Source organism: Klebsiella sp. CN_Kp075 (assembly GCF_040065055.2).
GTDB lineage: Bacteria > Pseudomonadota > Gammaproteobacteria > Enterobacterales > Enterobacteriaceae > Klebsiella > Klebsiella aerogenes.
In genome coordinates this window covers 4,331,901-4,358,465 of record NZ_CM198050.1, presented here as the reverse complement: position 1 = coordinate 4,358,465, position 26,565 = coordinate 4,331,901, and the positions used below count along the sequence as shown (strand labels likewise).

Below are 26,565 nucleotides of genomic sequence, written 5' to 3'. Positions count from 1 at the left end.
ACAGCCTGCCGCCCACTCCCATGGGGAGAGGGGCAAAAAAAACGGCAACTTTCGTTGCCGTTTTGCGTTTTACTTCGCGTCATCCGGTAACGCGTAGGCAACGATGTAGTCGCCCATTTTCGTACCGAACGAGCCATGACCGCCGGCAGAGATGACAACGTACTGCTTGCCATTCACTTCATAGGTCATCGGCGTCGCCTGGCCACCTGCCGGCAGACGCGCCTGCCACAGTTTTTCACCATTGCTCATGTTGTAAGCGCGCAGATAGTTATCGGCGGTGGCGGCGATAAACAGCACGTTACCGGCGGTTGAGATCGGACCGCCCAGCATCGGCATACCCATATTGAACGGCAGCGGGACAGGCAGCGGGAACGGCAGACTATCCTGCGGCGTACCGATGCGTTTTTTCCACACCACTTCGTTGGTCTTCAGATCCAGCGCCGAGATATAACCCCATGCCGGTTGTTTACACGGCAGGCCAAACGGCGACAGGAACGGGTTCAGCGTAACGCCGAACGGCACGCCATACTGCGGCTGAACGCCAGACTCGGTACCGGAGCCTTTCGCGTCTTTTGGCGGTTCCATCGGGTTGCCCGGGCCGCGTGGGATCAGTTTAGAGACGAACGGTAGCGCCATCGGGTTGGCGATAGCCACCTGACGGTTAGGATCGACGGAGATGCCGCCCCACTCAAACATCCCCAGGTTACCCGGGAATACCAGCGTGCCCTGTTCGGACGGCGGCGTGAAGATACCTTCATAGCGCATCTGATGGAAGATAACGCGGCACACCAGCTGGTCAAACATGGTGGCGCCCCACATATCCGCGCCGGTCAGGTCTTTCTTCGGACGGAAACTCAGCTCGGAGAACGGCTGGGTTTTGGCAACATAGTCGCCCTTCGCCGCACCCTGCGGAACCGGTTTTTCCGGCGCCGGGACCACCAGTTCGCCATTACGACGATCCAGCACGAAGATGTTGCCGGTTTTGGCCGGAGCGTAAATCACCGGTACGGTTTTACCGTTCACATCAATGTCGGCCAATGTCGGCTGCGACGGCATATCCATATCCCACAGATCGTGGTGTACGGTTTGGTAGCTCCACGCCAGTTTACCGGTGGTTGCGTTCAGCGCCACGATAGAGCTGGCGTAACGTTCCTGTTCCGGCGTGCGGTTGCCGCCCCAGATATCCGGCGTGGTAACGCCCATCGGCAGATAGACTAAATCCAGCTTAGCGTCATAGGCGGCAGGCGCCCAGGAGTTAGGTGAATTGAGTGTGAAGTGATGCTCATCGCTCGGGATCGCATTAGGGTCTTTCGCGCCCGGGTCGAAGGCCCACAGCAGTTTACCGGTATTCACATCAAAGCCGCGGATCACGCCTGATGGCTCGCGGGTTGAGAAGTTATCGGTTACCGCGCCGGCAATGACGATAGTCTTGTCGGTGATAATCGGCGGCGACGTCGGTTCATACATGCCCGGCGTGGTCACCGGCATGTTGGTCTGCAGGTTGAGAATGCCTTTATTAGCAAAGGTTTCGCACAGCTTACCGTTGTCGGCGTTCACCGCGAACAGACGGCCATCGTTGACCGGCAGAATAATACGGCGCGGGCAGTCGGCGACGACGTCGGCAGGGGCGTTATCCGCTTTTGCTTCATGATAGGAGACGCCACGGCAGGTCACGTGCTGGAACGACGGATCGGCGTTCAGCTGCGGGTCAAAATGCCACTTCTCTTTACCGGTGGCCGCGTCGAGCGCGAACAGACGCTGGTGCGCGGTACACAGATACAGCGTGTCGCCAACTTTAATCGGCGTCACTTCGTTAGTGATTTCACCCGGATCGTTCGGCTGCTTCAGGTCGCCGGTGCGGAATACCCAGGCTTCCTTCAGGTTCTTCACGTTATCGGCGTTAATTTGCTTCAGCGGCGAATAACGCTGGCCTTCCTGGTTGCGGCCATAGGCCGGCCAGTCGCTATCGGCGACGGTAGAAATCGGCGCGGCCGGCGTCGCGTCAGCGCTCAACGTACCGTTCACCTCCTGCGGGTCGTTGAAACCGGCCCAGGTCAGGATCCCGCCGCTAATCAACAGGGCGATAACCAGACCGCCCACGGCGCCAGCGGAGGGTACCGGCAGGCGACGCCAGACAAATGGCAGAATCAGCCAAATGCCGAAGAAGACCAGGATGTCGCTGCGCGGCGTCAGCGCCCAGAAGTCGAAACCGACTTCCCATACCCCCCAAATCATGGTTGCCAGCAACAGGGCGGCATACAGCCACAGCGCTGCGCGCTTGCCGCGGAACAGCATGACGGTGACGGCCAGCATCACCAGGCCTGCGATAGGGTAGTACCAGGAACCGCCGATAGCGGCCAGCCATACCCCACCGATTAACAGATACAGGCCACAGAAGGCGGCAAACAGCGCCGTCAGCGTGACAAGTAACCGTGATTGTTGAGATTTTGTTTCTGCCATAGAAAGACACTCTTCAGTTGTTAATTTTTTAACTGCAATTAATTATAGGATTTAACAACTGTGATCGGAATCACAAATATGGCTTTATTATTCACTGCACCGAAGATTTCGTTTTGCTGGTATACTGTATCGCTTGCCGGTCAACGTCGGTGTGAAAGCAGCGGCTTTGAAGATTTATCCTAAGAATCAAATGGTTAGTTTAATGAAACATACTGTAGAAGTGATGATCCCGGAAGCCGAGATCAAAGCGCGTATCGCCGAACTGGGTCGTCAAATTAATGAACGCTACAAAGACAGCGGCAGCGAAATGGTGCTGGTGGGTCTGTTGCGCGGTTCATTTATGTTTATGGCTGACCTGTGCCGTGAGGTTCAGGTGCCGCATGAAGTCGACTTTATGACCGCCTCTAGCTATGGCAGCGGCATGTCCACCACCCGTGATGTCAAAATCCTTAAAGATCTTGATGAAGACATTCGCGGTAAGGACGTACTGATCGTCGAAGACATCATCGATTCCGGCAACACCCTGTCTAAAGTGCGCGAAATCCTCAGCCTGCGCGAGCCGAAATCGCTGGCTATCTGTACGCTGCTGGATAAACCAAGCCGTCGTGAAGTGAACGTCCCGGTTGAGTTTGTCGGTTTTGCCATTCCGGATGAGTTCGTGGTGGGCTACGGCATCGACTATGCTCAGCGCTATCGCCACCTGCCGTACGTCGGTAAAGTGATCCTGCTGGACGAGTAATTATTGTTGCGGTCCCGGATAGGGTGAACGCCTTATCCGGGGCGGTGAGCGCGGCGGCTATTTATGGTTGGCGTGCTTGCTCTTGAGATTGGAAATCCCGTGGCGATAGCGCTGCTCGAGGGTTTCCCGGCTGACGGCGGTGACATCAAGATCGCGCAGCAGTCCGTCGTGAATACCATAAGCCCAGCCGTGGATCGTCACCTTTTGGCCACGTTTCCACGCCGACTGCATGATCGTCGAGTGTCCCAGGTTGTATACCTGCTCCATCACGTTCAGTTCGCAAAGCGTATCCAGACGCCGATCTTCCGGCATCTCACCGAGCAGCGAGCTGTGTTTAAACCAGATATCGCGAATGTGCAGCAGCCAGTTATCAATGAGCCCCAGCTCCGGGTTCTCGACCGCCGCCTGTACGCCGCCACAGCCGTAGTGGCCGCAGATAATAATGTGTTCGACTTCCAGCACGTCAACGGCGTATTGCACCACCGACAGGCAGTTCAGGTCGGTATGGATCACCAGATTGGCGACGTTACGGTGTACGAATAATTCACCGGGTTCCAGGCCGGTTAAGCGCTCCGCGGGGACGCGGCTATCGGAGCAGCCAATCCACAGAAAGCGCGGTTTCTGCGCCTGCGACAATTTCGCAAAGAAGCCGGGGTCCTCTTCCACCAGCATTTTTGACCATAGTGCATTATTGCTGATGAGTGTATCTATATCATTCATGGACGTTTACGGCCTGTAACCAAGTAAGTGCGTTGCGCTAATATAGGGTAAGCTCACCTTTTTGAAAACAACCTTTACCCGTCATACTTCATGCTGCAGGTGCGTTGGCTGCACTCGTTCACCCCAGTCACTTACTTATGTAAGCTCCTGGGGATTCGCTCATTTGCCGCCTTCCTGCAACATGAATTATTTGGGTAAATTAGGTTTGAAGACACGAGAAGAGATATTTAATGACCATTGCTCTGGAATTAAAACAGCTCAAGAAAACCTATCCCGGCGGGGTTCAGGCGCTGAAAGGCATCGACCTGCAGGTTGAAGCCGGCGACTTTTATGCGCTGCTGGGCCCTAACGGCGCGGGGAAATCCACGACTATCGGCATCATTAGTTCGCTGGTTAATAAAACCTCCGGCCAGGTTAACGTATTTGGCTACGACCTGGAAAAAGATGTGGTGAACGCCAAGCGCCAGTTAGGGCTGGTGCCGCAGGAGTTCAACTTCAACCCATTCGAAACCGTACAGCAGATCGTGGTTAACCAGGCGGGTTACTATGGCGTTGAGCGTAAAGAAGCAATTTTGCGTAGCGAAAAGTATCTGAAACAGCTCGATCTGTGGGAAAAGCGCAATGAACGCGCGCGTATGCTCTCCGGCGGGATGAAGCGCCGCCTGATGATTGCCCGCGCGCTGATGCATGAGCCGAAGCTGCTCATTCTTGATGAGCCCACCGCTGGCGTTGATATCGAACTACGTCGCTCAATGTGGGGTTTCCTCAAAGATCTTAACGATAAAGGCACCACCATTATCCTCACGACCCACTATCTGGAAGAGGCGGAAATGCTGTGTCGTAATATCGGCATTATCCAGAGCGGCGAGCTGGTGGAAAACACCTCAATGAAGGCGCTGCTGGCTAAGCTGAAATCGGAAACCTTTATCCTCGATCTAGCGCCGAAAAGCCCGCTGCCAACCCTCGACGGGTATCAGTACCGGCTGGTTGATACCTCGACGCTGGAAGTTGAAGTGTTGCGCGAGCAGGGGATTAACAGCGTTTTCGCCCAGCTAAGCGCCCAGGGCGTGCAGGTATTAAGTATGCGTAACAAGGCCAACCGTCTGGAAGAGTTGTTTGTCACGCTGGTGCACGACAAAAAAGGAGAATCAGCATGATGCAGCTTTACTGGGTCGCGCTGAAAAGCATCTGGACCAAAGAGATCCACCGGTTTATGCGTATCTGGGTTCAGACGCTGGTACCGCCGGTGATCACCATGACCCTCTATTTCGTCATCTTTGGCAACCTGATCGGCTCGCGGATCGGCGAGATGCACGGTTTTACCTATATGCAGTTTATCGTGCCGGGGCTGATTATGATGGCGGTGATCACCAACGCCTACGCCAACGTCGCCTCGTCGTTCTTTAGCGCCAAGTTCCAGCGCAATATTGAGGAACTGCTGGTGGCGCCGGTGCCAACCCACGTGGTGATCGCCGGTTACGTCGGCGGCGGGGTGGCGCGCGGTCTGTGTGTCGGCATTCTGGTGACGGCTATCTCGCTGTTCTTCGTCCCGTTCCAGGTTCATTCCTGGCTGTTTGTCGCCCTGACGCTGATTTTGACGGCAATTCTGTTCTCGCTGGCGGGCCTGCTCAATGCGGTGTTTGCGAAAACCTTCGACGATATCAGCCTGATCCCGACTTTCGTGCTGACGCCGTTGACTTACCTTGGCGGGGTGTTCTATTCGTTGACGCTGCTGCCGCCGTTCTGGCAAGCGCTGTCGCATCTCAACCCCATCGTCTACATGATTAGCGGCTTCCGTTTTGGTTTCCTCGGCATTCATGACGTCCCGCTAGCGACCACCTTTGGCGTACTGGTGGTGTTCATCGTGGTCTTCTATATTCTGTGCTGGTACCTGATCCAGCGCGGGCGCGGCCTGCGTAGCTAACCTCTCTACAAGCGCCCCCGCTAATTTCACTTTGCCGGGGCGCTATGCGGTAATTTTTGATACCCATCACCCTACCTCAACGCTTGCCCTGCTAAATTGTTTGCCTGCTAAGGAGGTAGGCGATGTTAGGTTGGGTAATTACCTGCCATGATGAGCTGGCGCAGGAGATGCTGGATCGTCTGGAGAAAAAGTTTGGCCCGCTGGCGCAATGCCGGGCGGTGAATTACTGGCGTAATCTGAGCGTCAATATGCTGAGCCGCATGATGTGCGACGCGCTGCATGCCACAGACTGCGGCGATGGGGTGATTTTTCTCACCGATAAAACCGGTGCCGCGCCGTATCGCGCCGCCGCGCTGATGAGCCACAAGCATACTCACTGTGAAGTCATTTCCGGCATTCGCTATCCATTGCTGGAAGAAATGTATTTACAGCGCTATACCCTCAGCAGCGACGCCTTCCGTAATGCTATTGTTAGCGCTGGAGGCCCCACGGTGAGCAGCCTGTGGCATCAGCAGCAAAAAAATCCGCCTTTTCGTCTCCTGCATGACACGTTCGGAAATTAGGCATTAGCATTGATGCCGCTTTTGTTACAATGGCGGCATTCAGGTTTACCGGTTCGATGCGCATGTTTGCCCGAGTCATAACACTATTTCTTTTGCTGACGTCAGTCAGCGTTTCCGCCAGCCTGCTCAGCCAACAGGGCGTCCCCGCACGCTATATGCAAATCACGGAAGATGCCGATATCTGGGCGCAGGTCGGCAACCATGTAGTGAGCGTCGGCAACGTTCGCGCCGGGCAAATCCTTGCCGTGGTACCGACTACCGCAGACTATTACGAATTCAATTTTGGTTTCGGTACCGGCTTTATTGATAAAGGGCACCTGGGGCCGGTGCAGGGCGCAAAGCGGGTTGAGGATAACCTGGGCGATTTACACCAGCCATTGAGCAACCAGAACCTGCTGACCTGGAAAGATACGCCGGTTTACGATGCGCCGTCAGCGGGCAGCCCGCCGTTTGGCACATTAGCCAATAACCTGCGCTATCCCATTATCAGCAAGCTGAAAGACCGCCTTAATCAGACCTGGTATCAAATTCGTATCGGCAACCGGCTGGCGTGGGTAAGCAGCCTGGACGCGCAGGAAGATAACGGCATTCCGGTACTGACTTATCACCATATTCTGCGTGATGAAGAAAATAGCCGTTTCCGCCATACCTCGACCACCACCTCGGTGCGCGCTTTCAGTAACCAGATGACCTGGCTGCGTGACCAGGGCTATACCACGCTGACGATGTATCAACTGGAAGGGTATTTACGTAACAAGGTTAATCTGCCTGCGCGCTCGGTGGTGATTACCTTTGATGACGGCCTCAAGTCGGTGAATCGCTACGCTTATCCGATCCTCAAGCAGTACGGATTCCACGCTACGGCATTTATTATCTCGTCGCGGATCAAACGTCATCCGCAAAAGTGGGATCCGAAATCGCTGCAGTTTATGAGTATCTCTGAGCTCAGACAGATTCAGGACGTGTTTGATGTGCAGTCGCATACCCATTTTCTGCACCGGGTCGATGCCGCCCGTCACCCGATATTACTTAGCCGTAATTACCACAATATTCTCTTTGATTTCGAGCGTTCACGGCGGGCGCTGAGCCAGTTTAATCCACATGTGCTGTATCTTTCGTATCCATTCGGCGGCTATAACGCCACGGCGGTCAAAGCGGCGAACGATGCCGGTTTTCATCTGGCGGTAACGACGGTGAGAGGGAAGGTGAAACCGGGGGATAATCCGTTCTTGCTGAAGCGGTTGTATATCTTACGCACCGATTCGCTGGAGACGATGTCGCGGCTTATCAGCAACCAGCCGCAGGGATAAACCGGCGCTGCGGCTGAGCGCAGCGCCGTAAGAATCAGGCGACCTGCACCGGGATGGCTTTCGCCTGGCGCTTCATTTCGTTATCGCCTTCGAAATAGGCCACTTTCGGCTGCCAGGTGCGGGCTTCTTCGTCAGACATGGTCACGAAGCTGGCGATAATGAGGATATCGCCGACGCTTGCGCAGTGTGCCGCAGCGCCGTTGACGGAGATAATCTTCGAACCGCGCTCGGCGGCGATCGCATAAGTCGAGAAACGGTTTCCGTTGGTCACGTTCCACAGATGAATGGCTTCATTTTCCAGAATACCGGCCGCTTCGAGGAAATCCTGGTCAATGGCGCAGGAACCTTCGTAATGCAGGTCAGCCTGCGTGACTTTAACGCGGTGGAGCTTGCCCTGCAGCATATTACGCATCATAACTTCTACCTTCCAACCTTTAAGTAGCAAAGCGGACACGGCATCCGCTTTGAGAAAATAACCCGATTTTTCGTTCCGGACTACTGGCCCAGCTCGACGATTTTGTTATCAATCAGACGCGCCTGGCCCAGCCATGCCGCCATCAGGATCACCGCGCGTTTGCTGGCATCCGTGAGCTCCAGCAGGGTGTCGGCATCGCGGATCTGGATATCGTCGGCGCGAAAACCTGATTCGTTGAGCTCCTGCTCGGCGATGGCGATGATTTCCTCAAGATGACGTTCGCCCGCGGCAAGTTTTTCCGCCACCGAGCTCAGCACTTTATACAGACCCGGGGCGATTTTACGCTGCTCGGCGGTCAGATAACCATTACGCGAGCTCAGCGCCAGGCCGTCTTTCGCGCGGATAATCGGCACGCCGACGATCTCGATGTCATAACCCATATCGGCGACCATTTTGCGGATCAGCGCCAACTGCTGGAAATCTTTCTCGCCGAAGCAGGCGACATCCGGCTGCACCAGGTTGAACAGCTTGCTGACAATGGTCGAGACGCCGCGGAAGTGGCCAGGGCGGCTGGCGCCTTCCAGCATGGTCGACAGGCCCGGGACATCAACGAAGGTTTGCCCTTCGGTACCCTGCGGATAAATTTCCGCCGGCGCCGGAGCAAAGACAAAATCGACCTTGCGCTTGTTCAGCTTTTCGCAATCTTCCTGCAGGGTACGCGGATAGCGCGCCAGATCGTCCGGGCGGTCAAATTGCATGGGATTCACGAAGATACTGACCACCACGACATCCGCGCAGGCTTTGGCTTCATCAACCAGCTTCATATGACCATCGTGCAGGTTGCCCATGGTGGGAACCAGCGCAATGCGCTTGCCTTCCTGGCGTAAACGACGGATATGCTGGCGCAGCAGCGGCAGGGTTTCAATTATCAGCACAACAAGACTCCTTAATGGAAACTATGTTCTTCGCCCGGATAGGTCCCGGATTCGACTTCGGCAATATACTGCCGTACCGCGGCGCGGATGTCGCCCGCTTCTGCGAGGAAATTTTTCGCGAATTTAGGAATGTGGCCGCCGGTGATCCCGAAAGCGTCATGCATCACCAGGATTTGCCCATCGGTCACGTTGCCTGCGCCGATGCCGATAACCGGGATCGTCAGCGCTTCGGTAATGCGTTTTGCCAGCTCTACCGGCACGCACTCCAGCACCAGCAGCTGGGCGCCGGCGGCTTCCAGGGCTAATGCGTCATCAAACAGCGCCTGCGCTGCATCGCCGCGACCTTGTACTTTATAGCCGCCGAACACGTTCACCGATTGCGGCGTCAGACCGAGGTGACCGCAAACCGGTACCGCGCGCTCCGCCAGCATCCTGACGGTATCAGCCAGCCAGGCGCCGCCTTCGAGCTTGACCATATTGGCGCCGGCGCGCATCACGACGGCGGCATTTTCAAAGGTTTGTTCCGGCGTGGCGTAGGCCATGAACGGCAGGTCGGCGAGCAGCAGGCTGTTCGGCGCGCCGCGGCGCACCGCGCGGGTGTGGTAAGCGATATCGTCAACGGTCACCGGCAGCGTGGAGTCGTGGCCCTGTACCGTCATCCCTAGCGAATCGCCCACCAGCAGGACGTTAATGCCTTCGTCGGCAAAAAGCTTAGCGAAACTGTAGTCGTAGGCGGTGATAGTGGCGAAGCGCTTTTTCTCCTGTTTGCATTTCTGCAGCAGGGCAATGGTGGTCGGTTTCATAACGTTTCCTGATGATGAAAGTCATATTAACCGGCATTCTAACAGCAGCATTCAGGGGGGCAATGATTTTGGGCAACCGATTACCACTATCGCCGGAAATGCTAAAAAAGGGAGTAGGGGTTACCAGAGAGCGGGTTTTTCGGCGCCCAGATTTTCCAGCGCGGCGCGAAGGGCGAGGCCATCGGGGAAGTGGAGCTGTGGGGCGATTTCAAACAGCGGCCAGAGCATAAAACCGCGATTTTTCATATCGTAGTGCGGCACCGTCAGACGCTCGCTGTTAATGACCGCATCGCCGAATAGCATAATGTCGAGGTCCAGCGTTCGCGGTCCCCAGCGTTCGGCTTTCCGCTCCCGTCCCTGCTGCAGTTCGATGCGCTGAGTGTGATCGAGCAGCGCTTCCGGCGCGAGCGCGGTTTCAAGCGCGACGGCGGCATTGAGATAGTCGGGCTGATCCTGCGGCCCCAGCGGCGGCGTACGGTACAGCGAAGACACGCTCGCCACGCGGCTGTCCGGAATGTCGGCCAGCGCGCGGATAGCCGCATTCACCTGTTCGAGCGGCGAAGCGAGATTACTGCCAATGGCGATATAGACCAGGGTCATGCGTTACCCTGACGCGGCGCGCGTTTCCGCGGGCGGCGATGGCGGCGGCGCGGAGCCGGATCGTCGCCGAGGTCGTTGAGCATATCTTTCTGTTCCGGCGGCGCGGCTACCTGGAACTCGCCCCACCATTTGGTCAGGCGCTGCAGTTCGTGGTTGTTCTCGGCGCCTGCGCGCAGTTCAAGCAGATCATAGGCGGCGCGGAACTTCGGATGCTCCATGAGTTTCCACGCGCGTTTGCCCTGACGGCGGGACATACGAAGCTGCAGCTGCCAGATATCGCGCACCAGGGTGGTGATGCGTTTAGGAATCGCCAGCGTCCGGCAGGCTTCATCCAGCACGTCATTCATTGCCAGCGCGAAGGCGTCGTAATAGACCAGCCCGCTCTCCTGCGCGATTTTCTGCGCCATTTCCAGCAGCGGATACCAGAACATGACCGCGAACAGGAATGCCGGGTTAACGCGCATGTCGTTATGCAGGCGGTTATCGGTATTCTTCAGCACCTGAATGATGATGCGTTCCATCGGGCTATCGCCGCGCTCGGTGAAGTAGCGGGTGATCGTCGGGAACAGCGGCTGGAACAGGCTGTATTCGCGCAGCAGCTGGTAGGTTTCATAACCATAACCCGCCTGCAGTAGTTTCAGCACTTCTTCAAACAGACGCGCCGGGGGGACGTCGTGAAGAAGGGTGGCCAGACGCGGAATTGGCTCGGCGCTTTCGGCGCTGATGCGCATATGGAGTTTGGCGGCGAAACGTACCGCGCGCAGCATGCGCACCGGATCTTCACGGTAACGGGTTTCCGGGTCGCCAATCAGGCGAATCACCCCTTCCTGCAGATCGCGCATTCCACCAACGTAGTCGCGTACGGTGAAGTCCGCCACGCTGTAATAAAGGCTGTTGATGGTGAAGTCGCGGCGCTGGGCATCCTCTTCGATAGAACCGAAGATGTTATCGCGCAGCAGCATGCCGTTCTGGCCGCGCTGGGAGGTGACGCGGTCGTTAGTGTGGCCTTCGTGATGGCCGCGGAAGGTGGCGACCTCAATGATTTCCGGCCCGAACATCACGTGCGCCAGGCGGAAACGACGGCCAACCAGGCGGCAGTTGCGGAACAGTTTACGTACCTGGTCCGGGGTCGCGCTGGTGGTGACGTCAAAATCTTTTGGTTTCTTGCCCAGCAGCAGGTCGCGAACGCCGCCGCCGACCAGGTAAGCTTCGTAGCCCGCCTTGTTCAGTCGATAGAGCACCTTGAGCGCGTTTTCACTGATATCTTTGCGGGAAATTGCATGCTGTTCACGCGGGATCACCGTCATATGCGTTTGTTCGACGGCGGCAGCCTCTGCCTCGCGCTCTTCACGGCTTAGCACCTTGCGGCAAAAATTAGCGACTCGGGTAAAAATGGTGCACCTCGTAGTGTCAGACGAACTTCGGATAAAACATTACTCTATGGGCTTCAGGTTGCATTTAAACGGCAAATTCAGGGGCAACCTGAAGGGCGACGAGCAAAAATAGCGGCTAATCATAGCTCAGCGGGAGCCATTTGAGAATGCTGGATTTTTGCAGGTTGCCAGTTGGCTACCGCTTGTTTGAGTAAATCTTCAATACTCAGCGCTTGCCAATCCTCGATGACATCCTGATTCAAAAATGTTAATGCCCGCACAATTTCCGGGCGCGGATCGCCCTCCGGCAGGGACGGGGCGTGGTTTTGTTTTGAGAGCTTATTACCTTCGGCGTTCAGCGCCAGCGGCAGGTGCACGTAGTCTGGCACAGGCCAGCCAAAGTGCTGATACAATGAAATTTGTCGTACCGTTGGCTCGATGAGATCGGCGCCGCGGACGATTTCGCTGACCCCCTGAAAATGGTCGTCAACCACTACCGCCAGATTATAGGCGAACAGCCCGTCGCGACGATGGATGATGAAATCTTCCCGCGCCAGCGGTTCGTCGGCGACGATGGTTCCGCGCAACTGGTCATAAAATTCCAGTACCGGACGGGTCTGACGCAGGCGCAGCGCGGCGTTTTCGCCGGCAAGGCGCAAATCGCGACAGTGGCCGTCGTAGATCCCGCCGACGCTATGAATGCGCGTGCGGGTGCAGGTGCAGTAGTAGCAGAGATCCCGATCGCGCAGCCAGGCGAGGCGCTCGCGATAGGCTTCGTGCCGCTGGGATTGCCACAGTACCTCGCCGTCCCAGTGCAGACCGTAGCGATCGAGCTGTCGCAAAATAGTGTCGGCGGCGCCGGGAACTTCCCGCGGCGGGTCGATATCTTCAATGCGTACGCGCCAGATACCGCCTTTCGCCCGCGCCTGTAGATAGCTGCCGAGGGCGGCGATTAATGAGCCGAAGTGGAGTTCGCCGGAAGGTGAGGGAGCAAAGCGCCCGATATAGTCTGAGTCGGTCATGTTAAACACAAGGGGAATCAGGCGGGAGAAACTCCCGCCAGAGAGTGAGGTAGCTGGGAATTAACCCGCCATCTGTTTTTCGCGAATTTCCGCCAGCGTCTTGCAGTCGATGCACAGGTCAGCTGTTGGACGCGCTTCCAGACGGCGAATGCCAATCTCCACGCCACAGGATTCGCAGAAGCCGAAGTCTTCGTCTTCGACTTTTTTCAGTGTTTTCTCAATCTTCTTGATGAGTTTACGTTCGCGGTCGCGGTTACGCAGCTCCAGGCTGAACTCTTCTTCCTGCGCGGCACGGTCGACCGGGTCCGGGAAGTTAGCTGCTTCATCCTGCATATGCGTTACGGTGCGATCCACTTCATCCCTGAGTTGATTACGCCATGCTTCAAGAATGCGCTTGAAGTGCGCCAGCTGGGCTTCGTTCATATACTCTTCGCCCGGCTTCTCTTGGTACGGCTCCACCCCAGCGATGGCGAGAATACTCAGGGACGATGTTTTACGGTTTTGCCCTTCTTGCATGTTGCTTCTCCTTAACACGCACTATCGATCCCCATGTGGGGGAAAAATCAGGCCGCTATAAATAGCAGATGCTTTTCCGGATAGCAATTATCTAAACGTTACACTTGACAACGCTGTGAAGAAAAGCGTATTTGCGCTCGCGAACCGGACACAATTTAGCCTTTTAATTACCGGGGGTTAACGCCACGGCAATCGGCTTATTCAGAGTCATCATTTTGGTAGAAAGTTCCGCTTTCCAGGCGAGAATTTCTACCCCCTTTTCCTGCGCCTCTATCAACAGCTGTGCGTATTTGGCATCAATATGATGCGCGGGTGAGAAACGGTCTATCGCCGAATGCAGCACGGCGAATAAAATCACGGCCCGATGGCCCGCGGCCGCGACGCTCATGAGTTCCCGCAGGTGCTTCTGACCGCGTGCGGTAACGGCATCGGGAAAATAACCGTACTCTTTTTCCGCCAACGTAACCGATTTCACTTCAATATAGCAGTTACGGCGGCCTTCTGCCTGTAACATAAGGTCGATTCGGCTATTTTCTTCGCCATATTTTACTTCGCTTTTCAGAATGTTATACCCGGCAAGCTCAGGGATATTTCCGGCGAGTACCGCCTCTTTCGCGAGGGTATTGGCCCGCAGCGTGTTGACGCAGATGACCGCGCCCTGTTGGGTTTCAGTTAATTCCCAGGTATGCGCATATTTACGTTTAGGATTATCGGAAGTGGAATACCAGACGGTATCGCCCGGCGCGGCGCAGCCGGTCATGGCGCCAGTATTCGGGCAGTGCAGCGTCAGCTCCTGGCCCTCCGGCGTGACGACATCGGCCAGAAACCGTTTGTAACGTTTAATTAAAGTGGCGGACTGCAAAGGCGGAGTGAACAGCATCAGAGTTCCCTGGTAAATGGATAACGTTCCAGCACGTTGTAGCGGGTGCGTCCGCGGAGAAAGCTGGACTCATAAAGAACAAATTCGTTGATCGGCACCTGCCAGCAAAAACCCGGCGGCGGGATTGGCACCGCGTGGCGGGCGTCGCGCAGGAGGGTGATATGCGGATGAAACGGCTGCGGGCTTTGATAGCAGCCGCTGCGCGCTGCCTGAGCGCGCAGCATATTTGCCAGCTGCAGCATGCCGCGCGGCGGCTGGCGGGTACCGAGCCACACTACGCGCGAACGCAGCCACTGGCCGGCGTCGTCGAGCGTCAGGGTAAATGGCGGTTGTTGAATGCGTCCGGCCATTGCCGACAGCGCGCGCTGTTTTTCAGCGCTGACGTCGCCGAGAAACGCCAGCGTCAGATGTAGGTTATCGGCGGCGACCGGCCTTCCGGCATCGTCGGCAAAATGGGCGGCGCGCCAGTGAATAATCTGTTTCTGTATCGCTTTCGGCAGTTCAAGAGCGAAAAACAGCCGTTTCGGCTCGGACATGATAGAGACTCGGTAATGAATTACGGGGATGCTACAATGCTTGCCCTCGAATGTTAACCTCCGGAGCCTTTCGTGTCCTCATTGCCGGTTGCCGCAATTCTTCCCGAACTTCTTTCCGCCCTGCAGCAGGCGCCGCAGGTGCTGCTTAACGCGCCTACCGGCGCGGGTAAATCAACCTGGCTGCCGCTACAGATCCTCGCCGATGGCAACATTGATGGCCGGATTATTCTGCTGGAGCCGCGGCGGCTGGCGGCGCGTAACGTCGCTCAGCGTCTGGCGGAGCTGCTGGGAGAAAAACCGGGAGAAACGGTAGGCTACCGGATGCGCGCCGAAAGCTGCGTTGGGCCAAATACCCGTCTGGAAGTGGTTACTGAAGGGATCCTAACCCGCACTCTGCAGCACGATCCGGAACTTTCCGGCGTGGGGCTGGTGATCCTCGATGAATTTCATGAACGAAGCCTGCAGGCCGACCTGGCGCTGGCGTTGTTGTTGGACGTTCAGCAGGGGCTGCGTGACGATCTCAAGTTATTGATCATGTCGGCGACGTTGGATAACGATCGTCTGCAGCGCCTGTTGCCGGAAGCGCCGGTGGTAGTTTCCGAAGGGCGTGCATTCCCGGTTGAACGTCGCTTTACGCCGCTGGCGAGCCATCAGCATTTTGCCGAAGCGGTAGCGATCGCCGCCGCGGATCTGCTGCGTGAGGAGCAGGGCTCGATGCTGTTATTCCTGCCGGGCGTTGGCGAAATTCAGCGCGTACAGGAACAATTGAGCGAGCGCGTAGCCAGCGATGTGCTGTTATGCCCGCTGTACGGCGCGCTGCCGCTGAGCGAACAGCGCAAAGCGATTCTCCCGGCGCCCGCTGGGATGCGCAAAGTGGTGCTGGCGACCAATATCGCTGAAACTAGTTTGACGATCGAAGGCATTCGCCTGGTGGTCGACAGCGCTCAGGAGCGGGTCGCGCGCTTCGATCCGCGCACCGGCTTGACCCGGCTAATCACCCAGCGGATAAGCCAGGCGTCAATGACCCAGCGCGCCGGTCGCGCCGGGCGTCTGGAGCCGGGGATCTGCCTGCATCTGCTGGCGAAAGAGCAGGCGGAGCGCGCGGCGGCGCAGAGCGATCCGGAAATTCTGCAAAGCGATCTATCGGCTCTGCTGCTGGAGTTGCTGCAGTGGGGCTGCCGCGATCCGGCCGAGCTTCGCTGGCTGGACCTACCGCCGGCGATCAATCTGGCGGCGGCGCGGCGTCTGTTGACGGCGCTATCGGCGCTGGAGGGCGAACGCCTTTCGGCTCACGGGCGCCAAATGGCGGCGCTGGGTAACGACCCGCGTCTGGCGGCCATGCTGACGGCGGCCGATTCCGCGGATGACGCGGCGACGGCGGCGAAACTGGCGGCTATTCTTGAGGAGCCGCCGCGCGGCGGCAATAGTGACTTAGGCGCCGCGTTTGCGCGCCAGCAGGGCAACTGGCAGCAGCGGGCGCAGCAGTTATTGAAGCGGCTGGCCAGCCGCGGCGGTCAGCCTGATGCTGAGCGGATGGCGGCGTTGCTGGCCCCAGCGTTTGCCGACCGGATCGCCCGTCGACGCGGCCAGGAAGGGCGCTATCAGTTGGCTAACGGCATGGGGGCGATGCTGGATGCCGATGACGCGCTCGGCCGTCACGAATGGCTAATTGCGCCGCTGCTACTACAGGGCAGTTCGGCGCCCGATGCGCGAATTTTGCTGGCGCTGCCGCTGGATATTGACCAACTGGTGGCGCAGCGTCCTGAGCTGATACAACGCTCCGATACCGTGGAGTGGGATGAAGCGCAGGGGACGCTAAAAGCCTGGCGGCGTAGCTGCATTGGCCAGCTGGTGATAAAAACTCAGCCGTTGGCGAAACCGTCGGAGGCGGAGCTGCACCAGGCGATGCTCAACGGTATCCGCGATAAGGGGCTCGGGGTATTGAACTGGACGCCGGAGGCTGAACAACTGCGCCTGCGGCTGCACTGCGCCGCGCAGTGGCTGCCGGAAGCGGACTGGCCCGCCGTTGATGACGCATCGCTGTTAGCTTCGCTGGAGGCGTGGCTGTTGCCGCAGATGACCGGGGTGCATTCGCTTCGGGCGCTCAAGGCGGTAGACCTGCGACAGGCGCTGCAAAACTGGCTGCCGTGGACGTTACGCCAGAAGCTGGATAGCGAGCTGCCGACCCATTACACGGTGCCGACCGGCAGCCGTATCGCTATTCGCTATCATGAAGATAACCCGCCGGCGCTGGCGGTACGGATGCAGGAGATGTTTGGCGAGGCGACGACGCCGCGCATTGCCGAAGGGCGGGTTCCCCTGGTGCTGGAATTACTTTCGCCGGCGCAGCGACCGTTACAAATTACCCGCGATTTGAGCGCCTTCTGGCAAGGGGCGTACCGCGAGGTGCAAAAAGAGATGAAAGGACGCTATCCGAAACATGTCTGGCCGGATGACCCGGCGAATACCGCGCCGACCCGGCGGACGAAAAAATACTCCTGAGGCGCCGCGCCCTTGCTGTGGGCGCGGTTCTGAAAATCGGCGGCCTGAGTCACACGGCGCAATATTTATGTTATTAAAAAACATCATATTTTACCGTTTATCGCGTTTTGCGGTTGTAAAATGCTGGTTAAGAATGTCGCGGATTAGTGCTATTCTCTGTGGCCTGGACAATTCGTGCTATGTCCGGAGATATTCTTCAGCTTAAACAGATAATTATATGATTTGTTTAATGAATTATTCTTCGAAGATGATATGAAAGACGTCGGCCGCGGCAGCGCGGCGGGTGTTAAATTGAGAGATATCTTCTTCCTCCTTCAAGAGGAAGTATTGAGAATCAGGCCTTTACGCCTGAAAGTTGCGGAGAAAAAGCATGGCGGGAGATGACCGCGAGCCTATCGGACGTAAAGGGAGACCTTCACGCCCGGCAAAACAAAAAGTCACCCGTCGCCGGGTCCGGGAAGAGGACTACGACGATGATTACGATGACGATTATGAGGATGAACGACCGATGCCGAAGAAAGGAAAGGGCAAAGGCAATAAGCCTCGTCGTAAGCGCAGCTGGCTGTGGCTGCTGGTTAAGCTGGGGATTGTCTTTGCGGTAATTATCGCCGCCTATGGCGTCTACCTCGACCAGAAAATTCGCAGCCGCATTGACGGTAAAGTCTGGGAACTGCCGGCGGCAGTGTATGGCCGGATGGTCAACCTTGAGCCGGATATGCAGATCAGCAAAAACGAGATGGTGCGCCTGCTTAATGCGACCCAGTACCGTCAGGTCAGCGCAATGACGCGTCCTGGCGAATACACCGTACAGGCTAATAGCATCGAGATGATCCGTCGTCCGTTCGATTTCCCGGATAGTAAAGAGGGGCAGGTGCGCGCGCGTCTGACCTTCGATGGCGATCATCTGGATACCATCGAGAATATGGATAACAACCGTCAGTTCGGTTTCTTCCGTCTCGATCCGCGCCTGATCACCATGCTGCAGTCGGCGAACGGCGAGCAGCGCCTGTTCGTTAAGCGTAGCGGTTTCCCGGATCTGCTGGTGGATACGCTGCTGGCGACCGAAGACCGCCACTTCTATGAGCATGACGGTATCAGCCTGTACTCAATGGGCCGTGCGGTGCTGGCGAACCTGACGGCGGGGCGTACGGTGCAGGGGGCAAGTACCCTGACCCAGCAGCTGGTGAAGAACCTGTTCCTGTCCAGCGAGCGTTCCTACTGGCGTAAGGCCAACGAAGCCTATATGGCGCTGATCGTTGACGCCCGTTACAGCAAGGATCGTATCCTTGAGCTGTACATGAACGAAGTGTATCTCGGCCAGAGCGGCGACAACGAAATCCGCGGCTTCCCGCTGGCGAGCCTGTACTACTTTGGCCGCCCGGTAGAAGAGCTGAGCCTCGATCAGCAGGCGCTGCTGGTCGGGATGGTCAAAGGGGCGTCAATCTATAACCCGTGGCGTAACCCGAAACTGGCGCTGGAGCGGCGTAACCTGGTGCTGCGTCTGCTGCAGCAGCAGAACATTATCGACCAGGAGCTGTACGATATGCTGAGCGCCCGTCCGCTGGGCGTGCAGCCGCGCGGCGGGGTGATTTCTCCGCAGCCGGCGTTCATGCAGATGGTGCGCCAGGAGCTGCAGGCGAAACTGGGCGATAAAGTAAAAGATCTCTCTGGCGTGAAGATCTTCACCACCTTTGACCCGGTGGCTCAGGATGCGGCGGAAAAAGCGGCCATCGAAGGTATCCCGGCACTGAAGAAACAGCGTAAGCTGCCGGATCTGGAAACCGCCATGGTGGTGGTCGATCGCTTCACCGGCGAAGTCCGGGCGATGGTCGGCGGCGCGGAGCCGCAGTTTGCCGGCTACAACCGCGCGATGCAGGCGCGTCGTTCGATTGGTTCGTTGGCAAAACCGGCCACTTATCTGACCGCGCTGAGCCAGCCGAATCAGTATCGGTTGAATACGTGGATTGCCGATGCGCCGGTGACGATTCGCTTGTCGAACGGCCAGACCTGGTCGCCGCAGAACGACGATCGTCGCTTTAGCGGTCAGGTGATGCTGGTGGATGCCCTGACCCGTTCGATGAACGTGCCGACGGTTAACCTCGGGATGTCGCTGGGTCTGCCGGCGATCACCGATACCTGGCAGAAGCTGGGCGTGCCGAAAGACCAGTTGAATGCGGTTCCTGCGATGATCCTTGGCGCCCTTAACCTGACGCCAATTGAAGTCGCGCAGGCATTCCAGACCATCGCCAGCGGCGGTAACCGCGCAACGCTGTCGGCGCTGCGTTCCGTTATTGCTGAAGATGGTACGGTGCTGTACCAGAGCTACCCGCAGGCGGAACGCGCCGTTCCGGCGCAGGCGGCCTATATGACCCTGTGGACCATGCAGCAGGTGGTGCAGCGCGGTACCGGCCGTCAGCTTGGCGCCAAATATCCTGGCCTGCATCTGGCGGGTAAAACCGGGACCACCAACAACAATGTGGATACCTGGTTTGCCGGTATCGATGGCAGCCAGGTGACGATTACCTGGGTTGGCCGCGATAACAACCAGCCGACCAAGCTGTACGGGGCCAGCGGCGCGATGTCAATTTATCAGCGCTACCTGGCTAACCAAACCCCGACGCCGCTGGCGCTGACGCCGCCGGAAGATGTCGTGGACATGGGCGTGGACAGCAACGGTTACTTCCAGTGCAGCGGCGGTATGCGTACGCTGCCGGTGTGGACTACCTCGCCGGATGCGCTGTGCCGCCAGGGCGAAGCCCTGCAGCAACAGCAGCAACAGCAGCAGGAAGCCAATAACCCGTTCAACCAGTCCGGGCAGCAGCAGCCTGCTAACCAACCGCAGCAGCAACAGCAGCAACCTGCGAAGCAGGAAAAGAGCGATGGCGTGGCCGGTTGGATTAAAGATATGTTTGGCGGCAACTAAAACCGTTTAAGCTGAACGTCTGAACAGCCCCTTAATACGAAGGTATTAGGGGGCTTTTTTATTTAGGGGATCTGCGTAACACGGTGATAACTCCTTAATAACCGTCTGGTTATTTATTAATCCCTTGGCGCTTCCTGTTCGGCATAGCGCTTGCCTTGGATTCCGCGTTTCGCCTATTATGTCACCCGTCATAATAATAATTCTCGTTTACGTTATCATTCACTTTCATCAGAGATATACCAATGGCGCGTCTTAAAACTGCTCAGCCAAATCACTCGCTGCGTAAAATCGCAGTCGTAGTAGCCACGGCGGTTAGCGGCATGTCTGTTTATGCACAGGCTGCGGAACAACCGAAAGAAGAAACCCTCGTCGTTACCGCGGCGCCAGCCAGCCAAGAGAGCGCCTGGGGACCGGCACCGACTATCGCCGCGAAGCGTTCCGCCACGGCCACCAAAACCGATACTCCCATTGAAAAAACGCCGCAGTCTATCTCCGTGGTGACCCGCGAAGAGATGGACATGAAGCAGCCGACAACGGTCAAAGAAGCGCTCTCTTACACGCCGAGCGTTTTCTCCACTCGCGGTAGCTCGACCACTTATGATGTGGTCACCATTCGTGGATTCACCACCTCCAGCACGGTGAACACCAACCAGTATCTGGATGGCATGAAGCTGCAGGGTAACAACTACTCTGAAGTCTCGATGGACCCGTATTTCCTGGAACGCGTGGAAGTGATGCGCGGGCCAACCTCGGTGCTGTACGGCAACAGCAACCCGGGCGGTATCGTCAGCATGGTCAGCAAGCGTCCGACCACCGAGCCGCTGAAAGAAGTACAGTTTAAAATGGGCACCGATAACCTGTGGCAAACCGGTTTCGACTTCAGCGACGCCATTGATGATGACGGCGTGTGGTCATACCGTCTGACCGGTTTAGGCCGCAGCCAGGATGCGCAGCAGCAGATGGCGAAATCGACCCGTTACGCCGTCGCTCCGTCCTTCAGCTGGCGTCCGGATGATAAAACCGATTTCACCTTCCTGAGCAACTTCCAGAATGACCCGGATGCGGGTTACTACGGCTGGCTGCCGCGCGAAGGCACCGTGGTGCCGTATTACGATGCCAACGGCAAGGCCCACAAGCTGCCAACCGACTTCAACGAAGGCGAGTCCGATAACAAGATGTCGCGTCGCCAGCAGATGGTTGGCTATAGCTTCTCCCATCAGTTCGATGACACCTTTACCGTGCGTCAGAACCTGCGCTATGCCGATGTGCATACGCTGTATCGTTCGGTCTACGGCAATGGTTACCAGGAGCCGGGGAAAATCAATCGTGCCTACGTGCGTTCCGATGAGCACCTGAATACCTTTACCGTTGATACGCAACTGCAGTCTGATTTTGCTACCGGCGCGGTGAACCACACGCTGCTGACCGGCGTGGACTACTCGCGGATGCGTAACGACGTTGATGCGGACTACGGTACGGCCGATGCCATTAGCATGACCAATCCGCAGTACGGCAACCCGAACGTGAACGTCAACTTCCCGTACGCGGTCCTTAACCGTATGGAGCAGACGGGGCTGTACGCGCAGGATCAGATGGAGTGGGACAAATGGGTGATGACCTTAGGCGGCCGCTACGATTATGCCACCACGTCTACCTTCACCCGTTCCACCAGCAGCATGGCGGAAAATCACGACCAGCAGTTCAGCTGGCGCGGCGGGATCAACTATCTGTTCGATAACGGTATCTCCCCGTACTTCAGCTACAGCGAATCGTTCGAACCGGTATCGGGTTCCAATAGCACCGGCAAGCCGTTCGATCCGTCGCGCGGTAAGCAGTATGAAGCCGGCGTGAAATACGTGCCGAAAGATATGCCGGTGGTGGTGACCGCGGCGGTCTATCAGCTGACTAAAGATAAGAACCTGACGGCAGACCCGAACGATCCGACCGGACTGTTCAGCGTACAAACCGGCGAAATCCGCTCCCGCGGCTTTGAGCTGGAGGCGAAGGCGGCGGTCAATGCCAATATCAACCTGACCGCGGCATACAGCTATACCGATGCCGAATACACTCACGACACCGTCTTCGAAGGCAAGCGTCCGGCGGAAGTGCCGCGTAATATGGCCTCGCTGTGGGCGGATTACACCTTCCACGAAACCGCGCTTAGCGGGCTGACGATTGGCGCGGGCGCGCGTTATATCGGTTCGACGGTCAGCTACTACAAAAATGACACCAGCACCGGTAAGAAAAATGACTCCTTCAATGTGGCCGGTTATGCGCTGATGGATGCGACGGTGAAATACGATCTGGCGCGCTTTGGCCTGCCGGGGTCCTCGGTCGGCGTCAACGTCAACAACCTGTTTGACCGCGAATATGTCTCCAGCTGCTATAGCGAGTACGCATGCTACTGGGGAGCGGAACGTCAGGTTGTTGCTACCGCAACCTTCCGCTTCTAACTACTCACGGGCGCGGTTCGCCGCGCCCAATATCAGGTTGTTGCTATGCAGGAACAGACTCCGCACTCTGAGACGACGTTTGCGTTAAATCGCGTGACCTTTCGCGTGCCTGGCCGCACGCTGCTTCATCCCCTCTCGTTGACCTTCCCGGCAGGAAAAGTCACTGGCCTGATTGGCCATAACGGTTCCGGCAAATCCACGTTACTCAAAATGCTTGGCCGCCATCAGCCGCCTTCCGAGGGCGATGTGCTGCTTGACGGCCAGCCGCTGGACAGCTGGAGCAGCAAGGCGTTTGCCCGCAAAGTGGCCTATCTGCCGCAACAACTGCCGGCGGCGGAAGGGATGACGGTGCGCGAACTGGTGGCGATTGGCCGCTATCCGTGGCACGGCGCGCTGGGGCGCTTCGGCGTGGCGGATCGCGAAAAAGTAGAAGAGGCCATTGCGCTGGTGGGGCTGAAACCGCTGGCGCATCGGCTGGTGGACAGCCTTTCCGGCGGCGAACGCCAGCGCGCGTGGATCGCCATGCTGGTGGCGCAGGATAGCCGCTGTCTGCTGCTCGATGAACCGACGTCGGCGCTGGATATCGCCCATCAGGTCGATGTGCTGGCGCTGGTGCATCGTCTCAGCCAGCAGCGTGGCCTGACGGTGATCGCGGTCCTGCACGATATTAATATGGCCGCCCGCTATTGCGATTATCTGGTGGCGCTGCGCGGCGGCGAAATGATCGCCCAGGGGACGCCGGCGGAACTGATGCGCAGCGAAACGCTGGAACAAATCTACGGCATCCCGATGGGGATCCTGCCGCACCCGGCGGGCGCAGCGCCGGTAAGTTTTGTCTATTGATGGAAAATTCGAACTTCTTCTCACGCCGACGCCTGTTGATGGCAATGGCGCTGTCGCCGCTGCTGTGGCAGATGCGCGGCGCGCAGGCGGCGAACGTTGACCCGCAGCGCGTCGTCGCGCTGGAGTGGCTACCGGCCGAGCTGCTGCTGGCGCTCGGCGTTACGCCCTACGGCGTAGCCGATATTCCCAACTACAACCTGTGGGTCAATGAGCCGGCGTTACCCGCTTCGGTGATTGATGTCGGCCTGCGCACTGAACCCAATCTTGAATTACTGACGCAGATGAAACCGTCGTTTATCGTCTGGTCGGCAGGCTATGGCCCGTCGCCGGAAAAGCTGGCGCGCATTGCGCCCGGTCGCGGCTTCACCTTCAGCGACGGCAAACGGCCGCTGGCGATGGCCCAGCGTTCGCTGCTGGAAATGGCCGACCTGCTGGGTAAGCAACAGCAGGCGAAGCGTCATCTGGCGGAGTTCGACGCGTTGATGGAAAGCCTGCGTCCGCGATTTGCCGAGCGTGGCGATCGCCCGCTGCTGATGATTTCGCTACTTGATGCTCGCCATGTGCTGGTCTTCGGCGAGAACTGCCTGTTCCAGGAAGTGCTCGATCGTTTTGGCATCAAAAACGCCTGGCGCGGTGAAGCGGCATTCTGGGGCAGTATCACCGTAGGCATCGATCGGCTGGCGGAATTTAAAGAGGCCGATGTTATCTGTTTCGATCACGGCAACGATCGGGAGATGGCCCAGATGATGGCGACCCCGCTGTGGCAGGCGATGCCTTTCGTGCGCGCCGGGCGTTTCCAGCGCCTTCCGGCGGTATGGTTCTATGGCGCGACGCTGTCGGCGATGCATTTCGCCCGCGTACTGGCCGATGCGCAGGGGAGGGCGGTATGAACGCGCGTTTCTCGCCGTTAGCCATTATCCTGTTGGTCGTGTTGCTGGTTGCCGCTTTCGCGCTGAGCATCATCAACCTTCAGGTTGCTTTACCTTACGCGCAGTGGCGTCAGGCGCTGTGGCAGCCGGATAGCGATAATATCGCCCAGATGCTGTTCCATTACAGCTTGCTGCCGAGGCTGGCTGTATCGTTGCTGGTCGGTGCCGGACTGGGGCTCGTTGGCGTACTGTTCCAGCAGGTGCTGCGTAACCCGCTGGCGGAGCCGACCACGCTCGGCGTCGCCACCGGCGCGCAGCTTGGAATGACGGTGACGGCGTTATGGGCGATCCCCGGCGTGCTGGCGTCGCAGTTTGCCGCGCTGGCAGGCGCTTGTCTGGTCGGCGCGCTGGTGTTCGGCGTTTCGTGGGGCAAACGTCTGTCGCCGGTGACGCTGATTCTGGCCGGTCTGGTGGTGAGTCTCTATTGCGGCGCGGTCAATCAGCTGATGGTGATTTTCCATCACGACCAGCTGCAAAGCATGTTCCTGTGGAGTACCGGGACGTTGACGCAGACCGACTGGAGCGTGGCGCAGCGCCTGTGGCCGCAGCTGCTTGGCGGCGTAATATTGACGCTGTTGTTGCTACGCCCGTTAACGTTGATGGGGCTGGATGATGGCGTGGCGCGAAATCTCGGGCTGGCGCTTTCTCTGGCGCGCCTTGGCGTCTTGACTCTGGCGATAGTAATAAGCGCGCTGCTGGTCAACGCGGTCGGTATTATCGGCTTTATCGGTCTGTTCGCGCCGCTGCTGGCGAAAATGCTCGGCGCCCGCCGCCTGCTATCGCGGCTGGTACTGGCGGCGCTACTTGGCGCGCTGATCCTGTGGCTTTCCGACCAAATTATTCTCTGGCTCAGCCGGGTATGGCGGGAAGTGTCGACCGGGTCAGTCACCGCGCTGATTGGCGCGCCTTTATTACTGTGGCTACTGCCGCGGCTGCGTAGTATCAGCGCGCCGGTGATGAACGGCGGCGATAAGGCGTTGATTGAGCGCCGCAACGTGCAGTGGTTCGCGCTGGGCGGACTGGCGCTGATGTTGTTGGCGGTAACCGCCGCGCTGACCTTTGGCCGTGATGCGCAGGGGTGGCAATGGGCCAGCGGCGATCTGCTGGAGCAATTAATGCCATGGCGCTGGCCGCGGGTGCTCTCGGCGCTGTTCGCCGGGGTGATGCTGGCCGTCGCGGGTTGCATTATTCAACGCCTGACCGGTAATCCGATGGCCAGCCCGGAAGTGCTGGGTATCAGCTCTGGCGCGGCGTTCGGCGTGGTGTTGATGCTATTCTTCGTACCAGGCAACGCTTTTGTCTGGCTGCTGCCAGCCGGCAGTCTTGGCGCGGCGGCGACGCTGCTGGTCATCCTGCTCGCCGCCGGGCGCGGGGGGTTCTCGCCGCACCGGATGCTGCTGGCGGGGATGGCGCTGAGCACCGCTTTCACCATGCTATTGATGATGCTACAGGCCAGCGGCGATCCGCGAATGGCGCAGATCCTGACGTGGATGTCCGGTTCGACCTATAGCGCGACGCCGGAGATGGTGCTGCGTAGCGGGGTGGTAATGTTGGCGCTATTGGCGCTGGCGCCGCTCTGCCGCCGCTGGCTGACCATCCTGCCGCTCGGCGGCGAGGCGGCGCGGGCGGTGGGAATGGCATTAACGCCATCGCGTATCGGGTTGCTGCTGCTGGCGGCGAGCCTGACGGCAACGGCGACGCTAACCATTGGGCCGTTAAGTTTCGTTGGTTTAATGGCGCCGCATATTGCGAGGATGATGGGCTTTCGTCGGACGATGCCGCATATGGTCATTTCCGGACTAACTGGCGGGATGCTGCTGGTGTTCGCCGACTGGTGCGGGCGAATGATCATGTTCCCCTACCAAATCCCGGCGGGGCTGTTATCGACGTTTATCGGCGCGCCGTACTTTATCTATTTGCTGAGAAAGCAGAGCCGCTAACGATCCCGAATGGCCTCAACATCCCCGGTGGCGCTAGCGCTTACCGGGGCTACAAGGCTGCGCGATTTGCTAGCCCGGATAAAGCGCAATGCGCCGCCTCCGGGAAAATCCCCGGTGGCGCTAGCGCTTACCGGGGCTACAAGGCTGCGCGATTTGCTAGCCCGGACAAGGCGCAATGC

The 26,565-nt window shown here is 58.0% G+C and carries 23 protein-coding genes; 12 read left to right on the top strand and 11 right to left on the bottom strand.

Annotation, left to right across the window (positions count from 1 at the left end):
- Positions 1 to 69 precede the first annotated feature (69 nt).
- Positions 70 to 2,460: a glucose/quinate/shikimate family membrane-bound PQQ-dependent dehydrogenase gene (locus ABLV78_RS20840; protein ID WP_045390074.1), complete on the bottom strand. Its 2,391-nt coding sequence runs from the start codon at positions 2,458 to 2,460 to the stop codon at positions 70 to 72.
- A 78-nt stretch (positions 2,461 to 2,538) separates the two neighbouring features.
- On the opposite strand from ABLV78_RS20840, the gene ABLV78_RS20835 reads away from it, so the two are divergent.
- Together ABLV78_RS20835 and hpt are read left to right on the top strand one after the other, a co-directional pair.
- Positions 2,539 to 2,643 carry a hypothetical protein gene (locus ABLV78_RS20835; protein WP_161801955.1) on the top strand — a complete coding sequence of 35 codons (105 nt, stop codon included), beginning with the start codon at positions 2,539 to 2,541 and terminating at the stop codon, positions 2,641 to 2,643.
- A gap of 19 nt (positions 2,644 to 2,662) precedes the next feature.
- Positions 2,663 to 3,199, top strand: coding sequence for a hypoxanthine phosphoribosyltransferase (hpt, locus tag ABLV78_RS20830; protein WP_015368206.1), 537 nt, complete (start codon positions 2,663 to 2,665; stop codon positions 3,197 to 3,199).
- A 57-nt stretch (positions 3,200 to 3,256) separates the two neighbouring features.
- Here the strand turns inward: hpt and can are convergent, their stop codons facing one another.
- Entirely contained in the window at positions 3,257 to 3,919 is a 663-nt protein-coding gene (gene can, locus ABLV78_RS20825; protein ID WP_045390077.1) for a carbonate dehydratase, read from the bottom strand.
- Between the two features lie 230 nt (positions 3,920 to 4,149).
- On the opposite strand from can, the gene ABLV78_RS20820 reads away from it, so the two are divergent.
- From ABLV78_RS20820 to ABLV78_RS20805, 4 genes are all read left to right on the top strand, one after another.
- Positions 4,150 to 5,076 carry an ABC transporter ATP-binding protein gene (locus ABLV78_RS20820; RefSeq protein WP_015368204.1) on the top strand — a complete coding sequence of 309 codons (927 nt, stop codon included), beginning with the start codon at positions 4,150 to 4,152 and terminating at the stop codon, positions 5,074 to 5,076.
- On the top strand, positions 5,073 to 5,843 hold the full coding sequence (locus tag ABLV78_RS20815; RefSeq protein ID WP_045390083.1) for an ABC transporter permease: 771 nt from the start codon (positions 5,073 to 5,075) through the stop codon (positions 5,841 to 5,843). The genes ABLV78_RS20820 and ABLV78_RS20815 overlap by 4 nt, the downstream gene beginning before the upstream one ends.
- Before the next feature lie 122 nt (positions 5,844 to 5,965).
- Positions 5,966 to 6,406: a PTS sugar transporter subunit IIA gene (locus tag ABLV78_RS20810; RefSeq protein WP_015368202.1), complete on the top strand. Its 441-nt coding sequence runs from the start codon at positions 5,966 to 5,968 to the stop codon at positions 6,404 to 6,406.
- Positions 6,407 to 6,462: 56 nt separating this feature from the next.
- Complete coding sequence (locus ABLV78_RS20805; RefSeq protein ID WP_045390088.1) at positions 6,463 to 7,716, top strand: polysaccharide deacetylase family protein; 1,254 nt, start codon at positions 6,463 to 6,465, stop codon at positions 7,714 to 7,716.
- A gap of 34 nt (positions 7,717 to 7,750) precedes the next feature.
- Here ABLV78_RS20805 and panD read toward each other — a convergent pair whose 3' ends face one another.
- The 9 genes from panD to thpR all read right to left on the bottom strand — a co-directional run bounded on the left by panD (position 7,751) and on the right by thpR (position 14,796).
- Positions 7,751 to 8,131, bottom strand: coding sequence for an aspartate 1-decarboxylase (gene panD / locus ABLV78_RS20800; protein ID WP_015368200.1), 381 nt, complete (start codon positions 8,129 to 8,131; stop codon positions 7,751 to 7,753).
- 80 nt (positions 8,132 to 8,211) lie between these two features.
- The gene (gene panC / locus ABLV78_RS20795) at positions 8,212 to 9,066 is read right to left on the bottom strand and encodes a pantoate--beta-alanine ligase (protein WP_045390090.1); all 855 of its coding nucleotides are present in this window, start codon (positions 9,064 to 9,066) and stop codon (positions 8,212 to 8,214) included.
- A gap of 11 nt (positions 9,067 to 9,077) precedes the next feature.
- Positions 9,078 to 9,869, bottom strand: coding sequence for a 3-methyl-2-oxobutanoate hydroxymethyltransferase (panB, locus tag ABLV78_RS20790; RefSeq protein WP_047042642.1), 792 nt, complete (start codon positions 9,867 to 9,869; stop codon positions 9,078 to 9,080).
- A gap of 120 nt (positions 9,870 to 9,989) precedes the next feature.
- On the bottom strand, positions 9,990 to 10,469 hold the full coding sequence (gene folK, locus ABLV78_RS20785) for a 2-amino-4-hydroxy-6-hydroxymethyldihydropteridine diphosphokinase (RefSeq protein WP_045390092.1): 480 nt from the start codon (positions 10,467 to 10,469) through the stop codon (positions 9,990 to 9,992).
- Positions 10,466 to 11,863 carry a polynucleotide adenylyltransferase PcnB gene (gene pcnB, locus ABLV78_RS20780; protein ID WP_072058187.1) on the bottom strand — a complete coding sequence of 466 codons (1,398 nt, stop codon included), beginning with the start codon at positions 11,861 to 11,863 and terminating at the stop codon, positions 10,466 to 10,468. The genes folK and pcnB overlap by 4 nt, the downstream gene beginning before the upstream one ends.
- Positions 11,864 to 11,982: 119 nt before the next feature.
- Positions 11,983 to 12,864 (bottom strand): tRNA glutamyl-Q(34) synthetase GluQRS, encoded by an 882-nt coding sequence (gluQRS, locus tag ABLV78_RS20775; RefSeq protein WP_047042635.1) that lies wholly within the window; start codon positions 12,862 to 12,864, stop codon positions 11,983 to 11,985.
- Positions 12,865 to 12,924: 60 nt separating this feature from the next.
- Positions 12,925 to 13,380, bottom strand: a complete 456-nt coding sequence (gene dksA / locus ABLV78_RS20770) for an RNA polymerase-binding protein DksA (protein WP_007373199.1) — start codon at positions 13,378 to 13,380, stop codon at positions 12,925 to 12,927.
- A gap of 163 nt (positions 13,381 to 13,543) precedes the next feature.
- Complete coding sequence (sfsA, locus tag ABLV78_RS20765; protein ID WP_045390098.1) at positions 13,544 to 14,260, bottom strand: DNA/RNA nuclease SfsA; 717 nt, start codon at positions 14,258 to 14,260, stop codon at positions 13,544 to 13,546.
- Positions 14,260 to 14,796 carry an RNA 2',3'-cyclic phosphodiesterase gene (gene thpR / locus ABLV78_RS20760; protein WP_047042632.1) on the bottom strand — a complete coding sequence of 179 codons (537 nt, stop codon included), beginning with the start codon at positions 14,794 to 14,796 and terminating at the stop codon, positions 14,260 to 14,262. The genes sfsA and thpR overlap by 1 nt, the downstream gene beginning before the upstream one ends.
- 72 nt (positions 14,797 to 14,868) lie before the next feature.
- Between thpR and hrpB the strand changes: the two genes are divergently transcribed.
- The 6 genes from hrpB (at position 14,869) to fhuB (ending at position 26,386) form a co-directional block, all read left to right on the top strand.
- Positions 14,869 to 17,298, top strand: a complete 2,430-nt coding sequence (hrpB, locus tag ABLV78_RS20755; RefSeq protein WP_047042630.1) for an ATP-dependent helicase HrpB — start codon at positions 14,869 to 14,871, stop codon at positions 17,296 to 17,298.
- Between the two features lie 370 nt (positions 17,299 to 17,668).
- A complete protein-coding gene (mrcB, locus tag ABLV78_RS20750; protein WP_045390106.1) occupies positions 17,669 to 20,221 on the top strand; it encodes a bifunctional glycosyl transferase/transpeptidase in 2,553 nt (850 codons plus the stop codon).
- Between the two features lie 242 nt (positions 20,222 to 20,463).
- Entirely contained in the window at positions 20,464 to 22,674 is a 2,211-nt protein-coding gene (gene fhuA / locus ABLV78_RS20745; protein ID WP_045390109.1) for a ferrichrome porin FhuA, read from the top strand.
- Between the two features lie 45 nt (positions 22,675 to 22,719).
- The gene (fhuC, locus tag ABLV78_RS20740; RefSeq protein WP_045390112.1) at positions 22,720 to 23,517 is read left to right on the top strand and encodes a Fe3+-hydroxamate ABC transporter ATP-binding protein FhuC; all 798 of its coding nucleotides are present in this window, start codon (positions 22,720 to 22,722) and stop codon (positions 23,515 to 23,517) included.
- Positions 23,517 to 24,407, top strand: a complete 891-nt coding sequence (fhuD, locus tag ABLV78_RS20735) for a Fe(3+)-hydroxamate ABC transporter substrate-binding protein FhuD (RefSeq protein WP_047042624.1) — start codon at positions 23,517 to 23,519, stop codon at positions 24,405 to 24,407. The genes fhuC and fhuD overlap by 1 nt, the downstream gene beginning before the upstream one ends.
- Positions 24,404 to 26,386 (top strand): Fe(3+)-hydroxamate ABC transporter permease FhuB, encoded by a 1,983-nt coding sequence (gene fhuB, locus ABLV78_RS20730; RefSeq protein WP_047042621.1) that lies wholly within the window; start codon positions 24,404 to 24,406, stop codon positions 26,384 to 26,386. Before fhuD ends, fhuB begins: the two co-directional genes overlap by 4 nt.
- Positions 26,387 to 26,565: the final 179 nt, after the last annotated feature.

Coding starts and splice junctions, on each gene's coding strand:
- fhuA (WP_045390109.1), top strand. CDS start 20,464: ATGGCGCGTCTTAAAACTGCTCAGCCAAATCACTCGCTGCGTAAAATC.
- dksA (WP_007373199.1), bottom strand. CDS start 13,380: ATGCAAGAAGGGCAAAACCGTAAAACATCGTCCCTGAGTATTCTCGCC.
- mrcB (WP_045390106.1), top strand. CDS start 17,669: ATGGCGGGAGATGACCGCGAGCCTATCGGACGTAAAGGGAGACCTTCA.
- panD (WP_015368200.1), bottom strand. CDS start 8,131: ATGATGCGTAATATGCTGCAGGGCAAGCTCCACCGCGTTAAAGTCACG.
- can (WP_045390077.1), bottom strand. CDS start 3,919: ATGAATGATATAGATACACTCATCAGCAATAATGCACTATGGTCAAAA.
- hpt (WP_015368206.1), top strand. CDS start 2,663: ATGAAACATACTGTAGAAGTGATGATCCCGGAAGCCGAGATCAAAGCG.
- folK (WP_045390092.1), bottom strand. CDS start 10,469: ATGACCCTGGTCTATATCGCCATTGGCAGTAATCTCGCTTCGCCGCTC.
- ABLV78_RS20815 (WP_045390083.1), top strand. CDS start 5,073: ATGATGCAGCTTTACTGGGTCGCGCTGAAAAGCATCTGGACCAAAGAG.
- ABLV78_RS20810 (WP_015368202.1), top strand. CDS start 5,966: ATGTTAGGTTGGGTAATTACCTGCCATGATGAGCTGGCGCAGGAGATG.
- fhuD (WP_047042624.1), top strand. CDS start 23,517: ATGGAAAATTCGAACTTCTTCTCACGCCGACGCCTGTTGATGGCAATG.
- gluQRS (WP_047042635.1), bottom strand. CDS start 12,864: ATGACCGACTCAGACTATATCGGGCGCTTTGCTCCCTCACCTTCCGGC.
- sfsA (WP_045390098.1), bottom strand. CDS start 14,260: ATGCTGTTCACTCCGCCTTTGCAGTCCGCCACTTTAATTAAACGTTAC.
- thpR (WP_047042632.1), bottom strand. CDS start 14,796: ATGTCCGAGCCGAAACGGCTGTTTTTCGCTCTTGAACTGCCGAAAGCG.
- ABLV78_RS20805 (WP_045390088.1), top strand. CDS start 6,463: ATGCGCATGTTTGCCCGAGTCATAACACTATTTCTTTTGCTGACGTCA.
- fhuC (WP_045390112.1), top strand. CDS start 22,720: ATGCAGGAACAGACTCCGCACTCTGAGACGACGTTTGCGTTAAATCGC.
- panB (WP_047042642.1), bottom strand. CDS start 9,869: ATGAAACCGACCACCATTGCCCTGCTGCAGAAATGCAAACAGGAGAAA.
- ABLV78_RS20820 (WP_015368204.1), top strand. CDS start 4,150: ATGACCATTGCTCTGGAATTAAAACAGCTCAAGAAAACCTATCCCGGC.
- fhuB (WP_047042621.1), top strand. CDS start 24,404: ATGAACGCGCGTTTCTCGCCGTTAGCCATTATCCTGTTGGTCGTGTTG.
- ABLV78_RS20835 (WP_161801955.1), top strand. CDS start 2,539: ATGGCTTTATTATTCACTGCACCGAAGATTTCGTTTTGCTGGTATACT.
- ABLV78_RS20840 (WP_045390074.1), bottom strand. CDS start 2,460: ATGGCAGAAACAAAATCTCAACAATCACGGTTACTTGTCACGCTGACG.